At 53.7% G+C, this 12,748-nt stretch carries 15 protein-coding genes and 1 pseudogene; 12 read left to right on the top strand and 4 right to left on the bottom strand.

Going from position 1 to position 12,748, the window contains the following annotated elements; all coding sequences use genetic code 11:
* Positions 1 to 2 precede the first annotated feature (2 nt).
* A complete protein-coding gene (locus L6439_RS00460; protein WP_168180805.1) occupies positions 3 to 239 on the bottom strand; it encodes a DUF6953 family protein in 237 nt (78 codons plus the stop codon).
* 12 nt (positions 240 to 251) lie between these two features.
* A complete protein-coding gene (locus L6439_RS00455) occupies positions 252 to 959 on the bottom strand; it encodes a DNA alkylation repair protein (protein ID WP_213468535.1) in 708 nt (235 codons plus the stop codon).
* Positions 960 to 1,378: 419 nt separating this feature from the next.
* Between L6439_RS00455 and L6439_RS00450 the strand changes: the two genes are divergently transcribed.
* The 7 genes from L6439_RS00450 to L6439_RS00420 all read left to right on the top strand — a co-directional run bounded on the left by L6439_RS00450 (position 1,379) and on the right by L6439_RS00420 (position 7,784).
* A complete protein-coding gene (locus tag L6439_RS00450; protein WP_168180848.1) occupies positions 1,379 to 1,912 on the top strand; it encodes a hypothetical protein in 534 nt (177 codons plus the stop codon).
* 97 nt (positions 1,913 to 2,009) lie between these two features.
* A complete protein-coding gene (locus L6439_RS00445; RefSeq protein WP_213468534.1) occupies positions 2,010 to 2,951 on the top strand; it encodes a hypothetical protein in 942 nt (313 codons plus the stop codon).
* Positions 2,948 to 3,565, top strand: coding sequence for an ABC transporter ATP-binding protein (locus L6439_RS00440; protein WP_168180810.1), 618 nt, complete (start codon positions 2,948 to 2,950; stop codon positions 3,563 to 3,565). The genes L6439_RS00445 and L6439_RS00440 overlap by 4 nt, the downstream gene beginning before the upstream one ends.
* On the top strand, positions 3,549 to 4,781 hold the full coding sequence (locus L6439_RS00435) for a hypothetical protein (RefSeq protein ID WP_237096693.1): 1,233 nt from the start codon (positions 3,549 to 3,551) through the stop codon (positions 4,779 to 4,781). Before L6439_RS00440 ends, L6439_RS00435 begins: the two co-directional genes overlap by 17 nt.
* Positions 4,782 to 4,825: 44 nt before the next feature.
* Positions 4,826 to 5,335, top strand: coding sequence for a DUF4825 domain-containing protein (locus L6439_RS00430; RefSeq protein ID WP_168180814.1), 510 nt, complete (start codon positions 4,826 to 4,828; stop codon positions 5,333 to 5,335).
* 197 nt (positions 5,336 to 5,532) lie between these two features.
* Positions 5,533 to 6,840: an MFS transporter gene (locus L6439_RS00425; protein WP_213468532.1), complete on the top strand. Its 1,308-nt coding sequence runs from the start codon at positions 5,533 to 5,535 to the stop codon at positions 6,838 to 6,840.
* Positions 6,837 to 7,784, top strand: a complete 948-nt coding sequence (locus L6439_RS00420) for a polysaccharide deacetylase family protein (protein ID WP_213468531.1) — start codon at positions 6,837 to 6,839, stop codon at positions 7,782 to 7,784. Before L6439_RS00425 ends, L6439_RS00420 begins: the two co-directional genes overlap by 4 nt.
* Before the next feature lie 120 nt (positions 7,785 to 7,904).
* On the opposite strand, the gene L6439_RS00415 is transcribed toward L6439_RS00420, so the two are convergent.
* Positions 7,905 to 8,357: an SRPBCC family protein gene (locus tag L6439_RS00415; protein ID WP_213468530.1), complete on the bottom strand. Its 453-nt coding sequence runs from the start codon at positions 8,355 to 8,357 to the stop codon at positions 7,905 to 7,907.
* 286 nt (positions 8,358 to 8,643) lie between these two features.
* On the opposite strand from L6439_RS00415, the gene L6439_RS00410 reads away from it, so the two are divergent.
* Entirely contained in the window at positions 8,644 to 10,011 is a 1,368-nt protein-coding gene (locus L6439_RS00410) for an amidohydrolase (RefSeq protein WP_213468529.1), read from the top strand.
* A 177-nt stretch (positions 10,012 to 10,188) separates the two neighbouring features.
* Positions 10,189 to 10,398 carry a hypothetical protein gene (locus L6439_RS00405; RefSeq protein ID WP_168180822.1) on the top strand — a complete coding sequence of 70 codons (210 nt, stop codon included), beginning with the start codon at positions 10,189 to 10,191 and terminating at the stop codon, positions 10,396 to 10,398.
* A 133-nt stretch (positions 10,399 to 10,531) separates the two neighbouring features.
* On the opposite strand, the pseudogene L6439_RS00400 reads toward L6439_RS00405, so the two are convergent.
* Positions 10,532 to 10,651 (bottom strand): annotated as a pseudogene (locus L6439_RS00400) (TylF/MycF/NovP-related O-methyltransferase); the annotation flags it as partial.
* Between the two features lie 4 nt (positions 10,652 to 10,655).
* On the opposite strand from L6439_RS00400, the gene L6439_RS00395 reads away from it, so the two are divergent.
* The 3 genes from L6439_RS00395 to L6439_RS00385 are packed head-to-tail and all read left to right on the top strand — an operon-like array spanning position 10,656 to position 12,743.
* Entirely contained in the window at positions 10,656 to 11,639 is a 984-nt protein-coding gene (locus L6439_RS00395; RefSeq protein WP_213468527.1) for a hypothetical protein, read from the top strand.
* A 10-nt stretch (positions 11,640 to 11,649) separates the two neighbouring features.
* Positions 11,650 to 12,012 carry a hypothetical protein gene (locus tag L6439_RS00390; protein WP_237096692.1) on the top strand — a complete coding sequence of 121 codons (363 nt, stop codon included), beginning with the start codon at positions 11,650 to 11,652 and terminating at the stop codon, positions 12,010 to 12,012.
* Positions 12,012 to 12,743, top strand: a complete 732-nt coding sequence (locus L6439_RS00385) for an ATP-binding cassette domain-containing protein (protein ID WP_237096691.1) — start codon at positions 12,012 to 12,014, stop codon at positions 12,741 to 12,743. Before L6439_RS00390 ends, L6439_RS00385 begins: the two co-directional genes overlap by 1 nt.
* Positions 12,744 to 12,748 lie beyond the last annotated feature (5 nt).

Here is a 12,748-nt window from a genome sequence, read left to right as displayed (position 1 = left end):
GCTTATGTCCACCCCCAGCAGAAGCCGTCCCGATCCCAGGCAATCCGGCCGCGGTGCAGCTTCCGGAACGCCTTCTTCACTTCCTTGTCCAACGACGCATGGCCCCTCTCATTCACGAACACGAACGCTTCGCCGAAATGAGCGCGCACATACGCAATCACATCGCTCTGATGGACGACTCCCTTCGCCTGAATCTCGGCTACCATCCATTCCGCCACCTGCTGTGCGGTCGCTTCCATTCTGTCCACTCCTTAACAAATACAAGTCTTCTTCCGGGTCCCCAGCTTGCCGGCGGCAACCGTCTTCCCAATATAAGGCGCGGCATCCGGCACCTTGCACGCGGTCTGCCCCATATGAACCTCCACCTTCCCAATTGCCTCGGCCACTCGAACCGCTTCCTCGTGCAGAGGGCGCACATAGGAGCCGACGACGATCACGAACATGTTCATCGCATAGCGCACCCGGTTCTTCTCACTGTGAATCGTGGCCGCGAGCTGCTGCAGAAGCCGGCGGATCTCTTCCAGATCCAAGTCTTCATCCTGCGTAATCGAGATGTAGTTCGCGTACGTGCTCCAGCCGCAGGCGGCGATCATCCCGTCGTCCGATTTCATCCATTCCCGGGCCAATGCAAGGGCATGCGGGCTTTCGGCCGCTACCCCCGCCACTGTATACTCCGCGAGTAAATACCAATTGGCCCGCTTCGCCCAAGCCTGCAGCGTCTCCCTGTCCATCGTCTTCGGATTCACGGTCAGCCCCGCCAAATACATGGCATCGCTGTTCCCCGTCTCGTACAATGCCCGGGCGAGCGTCTGATCCTTCCTCACATCCTTGACAAGCTTCTTCAGATCCCCTACCTTGACGCCGAACAGCGGCTCCTGGGCCCCGTGCCGGATGAACGTCTTTTTCGTCTGCTCCGATCCCATCGCTTCCAGCTTCTTCATGATATCGTCTACGGTCATGCGCTTCACCTCTTCGGGCAGAATGAGTATGGGTGTATTATATCATGCCGCCAAAAAATAAATCTTTACAAAAAAGGAGTTTGATGCTAGTGTTATTGATGTACATGCGTTTCCAATATTCCCCTTTACTGGACTCTTATTCCGAGGTTCGTTGCATCAGAATGCAGTCCTCCCGCAGCATCATAGACAATTTCTTATGGACGCTAGTTTAAATATTACATAGGGAAGCGTCTTAACTCCCGTACGTTTTGATTGTGACCTGCTCCGTGTGCGACATAAACCGGTACTTATGCCCGCTTCCCTTACTTCAGCAGCGATTCCATCTCATCATTGCTTAGGTTCGATCCATGCTTCGGTATGATTTGATTAGCTGGCCAGCTTTCAAATATATCACTTTATTCATGGAGGTCTCATTGGTGATGCGTACTAAGAAGATAGTAAACAAATCATTATTGGCACTATTGTCCGTACCTGTGCTTAGCTTGTCCTTATTTTCCGGGGTGTCCTTCGCTGATTCCCAGGCCAAATCGTTAACCATTCCGGGAGGTCAAGGCAAATTAACATCGAATGTATGGAGAAGTACGTCGCCGACATCCTCCGGCAACACGTATCAATGGGATTGGCAAGTATCGGCGGTCTATAGCGGCTCCAAAACCGTGCAAAGAGTAAGAGCCTCTTGGAAGAGCACCGCGTCATTAAGAAGTTCCGCCTCCATCAGCATGGGCGTATCCGCTGACGGAGCCAGCGCCGGCGGCAGCTCGTCATGGCAGTCGATCTCTACGAAGGAAAAATATTGGGAGAATTCCAACGGCTCCAAATCCTCGGATTGGCGTTCGAACATCGTCATCGGACCGAAGAAAGACTACCGGAGCGGAACGATTGTAACGACCAACAAGGCACAGGTGAAGCTCTCAAGCGATCCGAAAACATACGAGATCAGCGCTGGCGTATAATTAAAGAACGTATCCAATTAAATAAAGAATCGGCAGACGCATCTGTCGATTCTTTATTTGTCACGATAGACGGCAACCATTGCGATGAGGGGGAGAAATGAAAAAGTTCACGCTCGCATTCCTGTTCATTCTTTGTTCCTTGGCCACGGGCTGCGGCACAAGCAGCCCCGGCACGATAGCAGACGCTCCACCCAGGATCGCGCTGCCGGAGTGCGGTTCAACGGTGAATTGCATCTACCTGTATAACCGCTATTCCCAGAAATTATTATCCTATAATGTAGATGCCAAAACCGTTGAACAGCAGTCCAATATCGTCAATTACATCCAGTATGAGTTCAATGAGGCGAAGAACCGTTACTTTACCGCCGGCAACAGCCTCACGAACGGCTTCGCCATTCTGTCGGTCGACCGGAAGGAGATCGCAGAGGTCCATCGCCTCGCAGACGAGAAAAACGAAGCCGTGTTCCCTCTGGCGACGGACGGCGGGAAGCATTTGTTTATTCGGAGCTATTATGACGAGGAAGGTACGGAATCGAAGCGTTCCATCGCGCAGTTGAACCCGGACAATACGCTGTCCGACTTTTCAAATGTAACAGGGCTTGTGTCTTCGGGAGTCTTAATCGGCGAGCAGCTGTACTACACTACTTATGAGGAAGCCATGAACGCTTACTCGCTGTTTGCGTTAGACGTCACGGATTTGTCGAGCAAGCCGCAGCTCGTGGGAGAGAATCTGGAAGCAAGCGAATTATATGCCTTGAATGGCCGCCTGCTGGTGTCGGATCATCAATATATTTACAACGACGAGGAACGTTTTGTGAAGCAGCCCCTCAACTATTTCGATTCCGGGAACGGCATTCTGATTCAAATCTATCCTGACAGCAATGCCAACCTCGCCCTCGACGCCATCGATACCGCCACCAAGCAAGTGATTGGAACCGCAAGCAACATCATTGATTTTGCGATTGAGGACCATCAGATTACGGTCTACGGCCAAGGGCATATCGCTCACATTCCATTGAAGCCGAGGGGGGACCAATGAGCAGTCTGCGTTTGATTAACATATCCAAGCAGTTCGGAGACAAATTGCTGCTCGACGCCCTCGATTTCGAATTCCAGGCTGGCCGGATCTATATTATCAGAGGGGAGAGCGGTTCCGGCAAGACGACCCTGCTGAATATTATCGCGGGATATATTGAGGCGGATACCGGCCGGCTGGAAATGCCGCCGAATACAAAAATCGAATATCTGTTCCAGGATGAAATGCTATTCTCGAATCTGACGGCAAAAGAGAACATGTATATTAAGTATAGCGCGCTCAATCGCGATGACGCAGGCTTCCTCCCGCTTGCCGAGGGCACATTGGCCCGGTTCAATATCCTCGATCTGGCGGACCGGAAAATATCGATGCTCTCGGGCGGAGAAAAACAACGAGTCCAGTTGGCCTCCATCCTCATCTCGGATCCCGACATTATTTTGATGGATGAACCGACCTCCAAGCTGGATCTGCACAATAAAAAAACGATTTATGAAGCGATCATGTCAGTGTTTCATCAGAAATTAGTCATCATCGTCAGTCATGAAAACAACCGGCTCATTGATGCCAGCATCAATCTAACGTTGGAGCATGGGAGATTGCATGATGAAAAGCGATAAACAATTAGCGGCCAACATCTCTCGTCTGATCCGGAAGAAATCCAGCTCGCACCTGAAAATATCGATTTTACTCTTCGTCGTCTCGCTCGTGTTAATATCAACGGCGTCTGTCTTTTTCATTAACCAGTACTTGCAAGTGGAAAAAGATTTTATTGCGAATCATAATACGCATACGATCGAGATTACTTCGGCCAGAGGGAACGCCATGCACGCCGTGCCCTTGCAATTTGCCGATGAACCTATTTTGCGCGATCACATTTCTTCGCTGGGGTCCGGGACGAAGTACCGTCTGTTCAAAGAATATCAGTTTAATTTCGGCATTCAGGACAGCGAGGGAAATACTCACTTCATTTACGGCCTGGACGAGGACGCCGCCGCCTTGTTGGGAGACTGCAGCCTGGAGCGTGCGGTAACCTGCGGCCAGACCGACAAGGGGCCCGCAGCCACCTTGCGGATTCCCGTGATTGACATTCATGAAGACGGCCTGAGCAGCAGCCGCTTCGCGGATTATACCGTCACGCACCACACCGGGGTAGCTGAGAACAACCCCTTCTCCCTGTATAATGACGAACAGTTGGATAGCGTGTACGTCGGCAGCGCAACGTTCAAGGATATGATTGAGGCGGCGTATTCCGTCTCGTGGGACGAATTCGTCGCGCAATACGACGAGGACAATCCCTTCGGCATTCAAGCGCTGAGGAAGATGTATATCTATGTGGAGGATTTGTCCCAAGTCGAGAAGATTGCCGAGATCGTGAACGACAAGGGGTATAATACCAATTATACGTTCAAAGCTTTCGACGATTTCAGCCAATCGATGAACAATACGCTTGTGTTGTCCGTCTCGCTCGCCAGTCTTATTCTCATCATTACCGCATCCCATGTGCTGCTGTCGTTTCATTCCTTTTTAAAGGTGCAGCAGAAAGATATGGGCATCTTAAAACAGTTCGGATATGGAAATCGGATGATTCAACATATATACGCCGGCAACATTAATCGTATTTTTGGCCAGGTTGCCGCGGGAATCGCGGCATACACCGCGATCATTTGCCTGTTGTTCGTTAAGGAACGGCTTTTGCTATATTCATTTTCTTTACTATTTTTTCTAATGATAGTATTATTTATAATTAATCGAATTATTGTCCTTGTCATCGCCACAGGCTACGCGTCCAAAGATATTCTGACGCTGCTGAAGACGAACAAGGAATTCGAATGACGCTATCCTTCGACATCGAGGGTACCGAACGGGGAGGATCATCGATGAAAATGAGCAGAACTTTGATTTTTTTATTTGTCCTGTTGTTCGCGCTCGCGGGTTGCGACTCGAACAGCCGCAACGCAGGCACGGGAGACAAAGATATTTTTCAGTATAAAAATTCCTATGTCGGCGACAACAGCGCCATCGGCAGCATTCTGGGGATGCTTCCGCAGAGCGACCGGGTGAAGCAGTTCTCGCTGAGCACGGCCGAGAAGCCTTACCGCATCACGGTGCAATACAACGAGGCGGCTTCACCGATGACCGAGAGCGACATTCGAGAGACCGTCATTTTCAATGCCACCTTTTTGTTCGCCTTGGTAAGGAATGTCGACCAGGTCCATCTGGAGTTGGAGGGCCAGAGTTACCATATCACCCGAGATCAATTGCAGAGCTGGTACGGCAAAGACCTGGATCAATTCGAGAACGAACAGGATCTCAGAAATTTGACGCAGGAGTTCATACCGGATAAAGGCAAAGTTGATCAGTTGTTCGCCAACCTGCAGCAACAATGACCGCGGGAGAAGGGTTCGCTGGCCGGCCCGCCAAGCGCCGCCCGGCAGCGGCCTCTCGGCAGGCCGGGTCTCCTTCTAATTCGCGCTCCGGCCGCATACATACGTAAGTAGCGGAGTCATTCCGCGCCGTATGGGGGCCGTTCAGCGAACGTCCCATAAAAGACGGCAGACTGTTCCCAAGAATGGAGGAGCCTCTGATGCGCGGAACTTGGGTGAATTCCCCGCTGTCCTACGCGCTCGGCATGTTCGCGATGATGGTGCCCACGCAAGCCTTCAGCGCGTTCTACAGCTACTACTATGTCGAGAAGCTGGGGCTCGGCGTCGGGCTGGCTGCATTGGCCCGCACGATCTACCTAATCTGGGATGCCGTCAACCAGCCGCTGTTCGGCCACTGGTCCGATCGCACCCGCACGCGCTTCGGTCGGCGCAAGCCGTGGCTCTGGGCATCCATTCCGCTGTTCATGCTGACGTTCTGCATGATCTTTGCCGTGCCGCCAGGATTGGCGCAGCACCAGAACAGCCTGTTCCTCTGGTTCCTCATCGCGCTCCTGCTCTTCGAAGCGGTGTCGACCGTCATCTGGGTCAACTATGGGGCGCTATTTCCGGAATTGTTCCGCGGGGAGCGCCTGCGAGCGCAAGCTTCCGCGATACAGCAAGGCTTCCAGATCGCCGCCATCCTGATCGGCTCTGCCCTGACGCCGATTCTATTTGCCTTCATCGGCTTCGGCTATATGTCCCTTGTCTATGCCCTCCTCTTCGCCGTGTTCATGCTGTTGTGCACCAGCTCCATCCAGGAAAATAAGAGCATTCAGCAAGAGCCGCCGCTTCTACTGAAGGAAGCGTTCCGCGAGACCCTGAAGAACCGGGAATTTTTGCTCTTCAATATCGCCAACTCGTTCGCGCAGACCGTGAACGGGCTGGTGAGCTCCATGATCCCCTTTTACGCCAAATATGTGTTGAACATTCCCGAATCTCAAGTCTCCCTGCTATTGGCTTCCGTCTTCGTCTCCGTTATCCCGCTCGTCGCCGTCTGGTACTGGATCGTCAACCGGCTGGGCGGCATCCGGGGCTGGCGCCTGTCCATGGCCGCCTACGGACTGTCCGTCCTCCCGCTCTGGTTCGGAAGCGGTCTCGCCAGCGGCATCGCCGCGGGCATCCTCGTCGGGTTCGGCTTGGCCGGCTTCCTCGTGACGCCGCCGGTGCTGAGCAGTCAGATTATCGACCGGGACTTCGCGAAGACGGGGCGGCGCCGCGAAGGTGTCTATACGGCTGTCGGCGGCTTCATCACCCGCTCCAGCGGGCTGATCTCGGCCCTGTCGTTCTGGGTCGTCGGCCTGCTCTTCGGCTATGTGAGCGGAGACAACCCCGGGCCGAACCCGGAAGGAACGTTCCGGGTATTGATCAGCGCCGTGCCGTTCTGTCTGCTGGCTGCCGCCTTTCTTCTATCTATGTCCGTCAAGCAACCTGATGAGCCCCAATCTTATGGAAGGAGCCATACATCATGACTCAGCGCCATATTCGCACTCGACTCATACTCAATTGCGACGACTTCGGGCAGAGTCCGGCGGCCAATCAGGCCATCATCCGCCTGCTGGAGGAAGACGCCGTATCCTCCGCCACGATTATGCCTCCCGCTCCGGCCTTCGCGGAAGCCGCGGAATGGTGCAGGCGGACCGGCCAGCGCAATGTCGGCCTGCACCTCACGCTGACCAGCGAATTCGAGGGGTACCGCTGGAGCAGCCTAACCGGCGGACCGTCCCTGCATGATGTCTCCGGCTATTTGCACGCCACCGTAGAAGCGTTCGAACGGAGCGCGAAGGCTCCCGACGTGAAGAGAGAGCTGCACGCCCAGTTCGAGGCCGCCCGCCAAGCTGGCATCGACATCTCTCATGTCGACAATCATATGGGAAGCCTGTACGGGATGGCCACGGGCCGAAGCTTCCTGCCCTATATCCTGTGGCGCTGCTCCCGCTGGGGCTTGCCCTTCCGGCTGTTCCGGCGCATCGATGAGCGTGATCATCTCCTCGCCTCCATCCCCGGGGCGCATCAGACCTTGCGGAGGGTGGCGGCCCTCGCCGATGCGCTGGGCGTTCCCCTGCCCGATTACCTGCTTTCGCACCCGTATTTTATCGAAGAAGGAGAAACCTATGACAGCTTCAAGCGGATGCTGATAGGCAAGCTGTACGAGTTGCCGGAAGGCATTGTCGAGACCTATATCCATCCGGCGGTCGAGGATCGCTTCATGGCGGCGCGGATTCCTTCCTGGGAAAAGCGGGTATGGGAGTACCGGCTGATGCTGGACGATGATTTCGCCTATGCGAGGCGTGATGCGGGGGTGGAATTGACGGATTACCGTTACGTGCGGAAGACTCGGAAGCCGGTCAGGCTGAGAGGAGCGCTGCGCCTGCTCGCGATGCTTCTCCCCGAATTCAGGAACGGAGCCAGGTGAGAATGCGGATAATCGCGGAATAAATACCTGTGATCAAGCAGGTTACACATGCCAAAGAGCACCGCGAGATGCAGGTGCTCTTTTCACGTAAGGATCTCTTTTCCCGTGCAATGAAGCCGGCTACCACCCGAGATCCAGCGTTCTGCCCGTCTCGGCCAGCGTCTTGACGTTAGAGAGTATCATCCACCAATGGGAACTGGCATTAGCGTAGGAAGGATGGTTGGCCGGCCACTGATCATTGACTAGCGTCAACTTCGTGCATTGGCCAACCGTCTCCAGCGTGAAGGTGATTCTCGTCTCCAGCTCGGCATGATTGCTGTAATAGGACGGGCCCGGATGCTCCGTTCCGCTGAATATCTTGTTCGGCTCGCAGTGCAGCACGGTGCCATACACGTGAACGGTCTCGTCGCCATCATTGCCCGGTCCTACGTATTCATACCTGTCCCCGACCTGGAACGTGGACCGAAGCTCGCTTCCAAAAAAGATTTGGCGCGTCCCTTCCGGCGACATTAGCGTATTCCAGACCGTGTCGACAGGGGCGCCGATATAGAACTCGTATCTCAAATCTTCCATGTCACTCACTCCTCTGCTCTCGGAGCCGAAGGCTCCCTCTCAAATTATTGTGCCGCGTGATTGCTTCGATTATAGCGTCTTCCCTTCAGCAAGGATTGTAAAAATGCGACAAGCTGTCCGCCGCTCCCGTTCTTTACCAAATACGAACATTAAATTGAATAAAATCTAAAATCGTTCGTGTTTTTATTGACATCGAGGCAGTTAAACTGGTATCGTAAACATGGAATGATGGGAATTACTAAACAATGACGATATAATCTGCTGAAGCGAAGAGAGGGATTATCCGGTGGGACAAATATGGTTGAAGAACGGCTGGATATTGACGATGGACGGGGAGCGCCGCGTCTTCCAGAATGGCGATGTGCTGATTGAGAACGACCGCGTCAAGGCGATTGGCGCTGTCGATCCGTCCGAGGTGAGGGCGGACGCGGAAGCAGTAGAGCTGAACGGGAAGACGGTCATGCCGGGGCTGATCAATACGCATGTGCATACGATGCAGCAGCTCGGCCGCGGCATTGCCGACGATGTCGATCTGCTCACTTGGCTGTACAAGCGCGTCTTCCCTTATGAGAGCTGCATGACGGAGGAAGAAGCGTATCTGTTCGCGCTGGCTTGCAGCCTGGAGCTTATCCGCTCGGGCGTCACGACGTTCGCGGAGGCGGGCGGCAAGGAAGTGAACGGCATCGCCCGCGCGGTGCAGGAGGCAGGCCTTCGCGCCGTGCTCTGCCGCGCGACGATGGATATGCCGGAAGGGCTGCCGGAGCCATGGCGGGAATCGACGGAGCGATCGCTCGCCGTGCAGGAGGAACTGTTCGGGCGCTGGCACGGTCAGGCGGACGGACGCCTGCGCGTGTGGTTCGGCCTGCGCACGATCTTCAACTGCTCGGACGAGCTGATTGTGCGCACGAAGCAATTGGCCGATCGCCATGGCGTCGGCATCCATATGCATGTGGCGGAGATTCCGGAGGAGATCCGCTTCGTGGAGGAGCAGCGCGGCCGCACGACCGTAGAGCATCTCGCGCACCTCGGCGTGCTCGGCCCGAATATGCTGGCCGTTCATACCGTGTGGATGACGGATCGGGAGATCGATCTGTTCCGCCTGCATGATGTGAAGGTATCGCACAACCCGGCGGCCGCGATGCGCGTGCTCGGCTTCGCCCGCATTCCGGAAATGCTGGAACGCGGCATTACCGTATCCATCGCAACGGATGGAGCGCCGTGCAACAACCGTATGGACATGATCGACGAGATGCTGCTGACCGCGCTGATTCACAAGGGCCGCACGCTTACGCCCACGAAGCTGCCGGCCGTGCAGGTGTTGGAGATGGCGACGGTGAACGGAGCGCGCTGCCTCGGTTGGGAGGATGAGATCGGATCGCTGGAGGCGGGCAAGAAGGCCGACCTTATCATCATCAATCCGCGCAGCGCGGGCGTGCTGCCGGTGCATGATCCGGTATCGACCCTCGTCTACGCGATGCATTCCAGCAACGTCGAATCGTCGATGTGCAACGGACAATGGTTGATGAAGGATCGCCGCATTCTCACCTTGGACGAGGACGCGATTCTCGATCGCGTGCAAGACACGGCCCGGACGATCGTCCAACGGGCGGGCATCGAGCTGCCGCACCCATATCCGGTTACAAAAGTCCGTTAATTGGAGATAGATTGTTCGTGAAGCCGCCTTTCCTCCGTTCATTGGGGAGAGGCGGTTTTTGGTTCGGTTATTTGGGCGCATGCTGCCTTCCTCTTCACAATTTTCCCATTTCCTCCGATAATGATGACTAGGCTTGATTTTCAGGAAGCGTCTTATTCCGCAATAGGAGGTCCAACCATGAACCGGCTAAAAAAGTATGTACATGCCACTCTAAGCTTTCTTGTCGTTCTGATCCTTACCCAGGCGATCATCGTCCCGCTCCTCCGCTCCGTAGAGGCACCGCAATCTGGATTTCCGCTAGCCTTGGTGATCTCCGTTATCATCTCATACCTGATCACGAGAAAGCTTCTGCGTCGCTTGGAACGGAAGCATACGCTGAAGCTATAGCGATTCTTCATTGTGATATGCAAAAAGCTGGTACGCCGCTATAGATGGGATACCAGCTCTCGCTTCCATTTGTTTATTTGGACTTTCTCCAATATGCGCCATAGTAGTCACTCTGAATCAGCGGATCTTGAATTTGATGGAATCCCCTCATAAAGATGCAGGCTCCGCCTCTCCTAACGCCAGTCTCGATAAAATCCCCTTCGACCCGATCTTGAATAACGGTCTTCATGCTCTCATGCAGTTGATTCATCCTGCGCATGGCCGAAGAGATCTGGGAACAGGCTGTTAATGAAGCGAAGCAAGCCCACCCTCAGGAGTATAAGCGTTATAAGCAAAGTCCGTATGCAGGCAACCCGGAGCTGATTGGCCGGGATTTATATCTCATCGAACGAATCAAAAAGCAATACGAGCATATAGACCAGTATCGGCGGACGATGGAAGAAATGGGCACTCGAGCAGAAGAGATGCTGTCGGTCTCCATCTTCTATCAGGAGGGAACTTACTCCTACCGCAATATTGGGAAAACGGTGCATGACTTCGAACCGCTCCGCGGCTTGCCGCTGCAGTTGGGACTGGAAGAAGGGCTGACCCGCTTGATCCGATCCACGCGCAATGGTCTGCTTGACCTATGGAGCGCGAAATGGGTTGTTCTGAGCCTGCTGACCGTACTGCTGACTCTCTTCTATCATGGATCGATTCTGGTGATAAGCGAGCAGTTGTATGGCTTTGGAGACCTTCACCGTTATATCCAATCGATGCCGTCATTCCAGGGTGCAGTCGAAGCATTGACAGCAGGACAGTTCCTGCTCCTGTATCTGCTGCTGAAGGGGGCAGCCAACCTATTGTTTGCCTGGACGCTTGCCGCCTTGTTCTTATTATTTCGCCGGGCCGGAGGAGTCTACCTGGCGACAGCGGCGTTGTTAGGCAGCAGCTTTCTATGCTATTCCGTGATTCATCCGAATTCATACCTGAATATGTTCAAATATATGAATGTGGTTGCATTCTACGATTCCTTTCAGCTCCTTGCCGATTATCGCAACCTGAATGTATTCGGTTACCCGGTGAAGAAGACGACATTGACGTATTGGCTTGGCGGGGCTGTGATGATGCTGCTGCCTATGCGCGTGGCTATATGTGTCCGATGCAGGGATCGGCTCTCAGCTTCCTTGGGATCGCTGGCGGAGAAGACTGCACGAGGCATGGTTCAAGCTGCGGCGCACCAATTCCCTATTGATGCATGAAGGATTTAAATTGTTCATCTCCGGGAAAAGTATCCTCCTGCTGCTGCTCGCAGGAGTTCTCGTATATCAGCAGATCGATTGGGATGATAAATATGATGATCTGCCGCGGCAGTTCGCTTATTGGTATGACCAATATATGTCCGGCAGCATTGATTTTACGGTCTATAATACGGAAAAGGTGAAGCTGGAGGAGTTCGCCAAGCAAGCGAAAGCATTTCAATTCATTGAAGAACAGAGGGATTACTTGCTCAGGCTGCAGAAAGCCCGCGGAATTACGGGCAGCTTCGTGAATGTCATCTATCGCTTCAGTGCCGAGTTCTCTCCCGGAATATACGGCATATTGGGTCCGAATGGGGCAGCAAGTCTACGTTAATGAACTTGATTACCAACCAGTTGAAGCAGGATGAGGGAGAAATTCGTTATAACGATCAGAGCATCTCTCGTCTCGGCAAGGAGTATCGGAATATTTTAGGATACATGCCTCAGCAGCAAGGAATTTATCATCATTTCACGGGTCGGAGATTTCTATGGTACATCGCCGCTCTCAAAGGGATCAAGGCGCCGCAGGCTAGAGAAAGAATCAATGATCTGCTGGACATCGTGAATCTGCGCCAGGATGCGGATACGAAGCTTGGCGCATACTCTGGCGGAATGAAGCAGCGTATTCTGATCGCCCAAGCGCTGTTGAATGATCCGATGCTTTTGATCCTGGATGAGCCGACCGCAGGGCTTGATCCAAAAGAACGCATACGCATACGCAACTTCATATCTACCATCGCCATGAACAAAATGGTGCTTATCGCAACCCATGTCGTGTCCGATATCGAGTTCATCTCGAAGCAAATTCTTCTCATAAAGGAAGGCAAGCTTCTTGTCAAAGACGAGCCCGCTCGCATCCTGGCCGGCATGGAAGGGAAAGTCCATGAGGTGCGCGTCACAGAGTCTGAGCTTGCCGAGGTGCAGTCCCGCTTCAAAGTTAGCCAGATTACGAGCGATTCAAGCGGTATCTGGGTACGAATCATTCATGATGGAGCATTGGAGCATATGGAATCACGAACCGTAAAGCCGAATTTGGAGGATGTCTACCTTCGATATTTTGAATGAATCAA

Source organism: Paenibacillus dendritiformis, assembly GCF_021654795.1.
Taxonomy (GTDB): Bacteria; Bacillota; Bacilli; order Paenibacillales; family Paenibacillaceae; genus Paenibacillus_B.
The sequence above is the reverse complement of the archived record's forward strand: the minus strand, read 5'-3'. Positions and strand labels throughout refer to the sequence as shown.

Excerpts from the sequence above, each read along its gene's own strand:
- L6439_RS00460 (WP_168180805.1), bottom strand. The coding sequence starts at position 239 with ATGGAAGCGACCGCACAGCAGGTGGCGGAATGGATGGTAGCCGAGATT.
- L6439_RS00455 (WP_213468535.1), bottom strand. The coding sequence starts at position 959 with ATGACCGTAGACGATATCATGAAGAAGCTGGAAGCGATGGGATCGGAG.
- L6439_RS00450 (WP_168180848.1), top strand. The coding sequence starts at position 1,379 with ATGCGTACTAAGAAGATAGTAAACAAATCATTATTGGCACTATTGTCC.
- L6439_RS00445 (WP_213468534.1), top strand. The coding sequence starts at position 2,010 with ATGAAAAAGTTCACGCTCGCATTCCTGTTCATTCTTTGTTCCTTGGCC.
- L6439_RS00440 (WP_168180810.1), top strand. The coding sequence starts at position 2,948 with ATGAGCAGTCTGCGTTTGATTAACATATCCAAGCAGTTCGGAGACAAA.
- L6439_RS00435 (WP_237096693.1), top strand. The coding sequence starts at position 3,549 with ATGATGAAAAGCGATAAACAATTAGCGGCCAACATCTCTCGTCTGATC.
- L6439_RS00430 (WP_168180814.1), top strand. The coding sequence starts at position 4,826 with ATGAAAATGAGCAGAACTTTGATTTTTTTATTTGTCCTGTTGTTCGCG.
- L6439_RS00425 (WP_213468532.1), top strand. The coding sequence starts at position 5,533 with ATGCGCGGAACTTGGGTGAATTCCCCGCTGTCCTACGCGCTCGGCATG.
- L6439_RS00420 (WP_213468531.1), top strand. The coding sequence starts at position 6,837 with ATGACTCAGCGCCATATTCGCACTCGACTCATACTCAATTGCGACGAC.
- L6439_RS00415 (WP_213468530.1), bottom strand. The coding sequence starts at position 8,357 with ATGGAAGATTTGAGATACGAGTTCTATATCGGCGCCCCTGTCGACACG.
- L6439_RS00405 (WP_168180822.1), top strand. The coding sequence starts at position 10,189 with ATGAACCGGCTAAAAAAGTATGTACATGCCACTCTAAGCTTTCTTGTC.
- L6439_RS00395 (WP_213468527.1), top strand. The coding sequence starts at position 10,656 with ATGGCCGAAGAGATCTGGGAACAGGCTGTTAATGAAGCGAAGCAAGCC.
- L6439_RS00385 (WP_237096691.1), top strand. The coding sequence starts at position 12,012 with ATGAACTTGATTACCAACCAGTTGAAGCAGGATGAGGGAGAAATTCGT.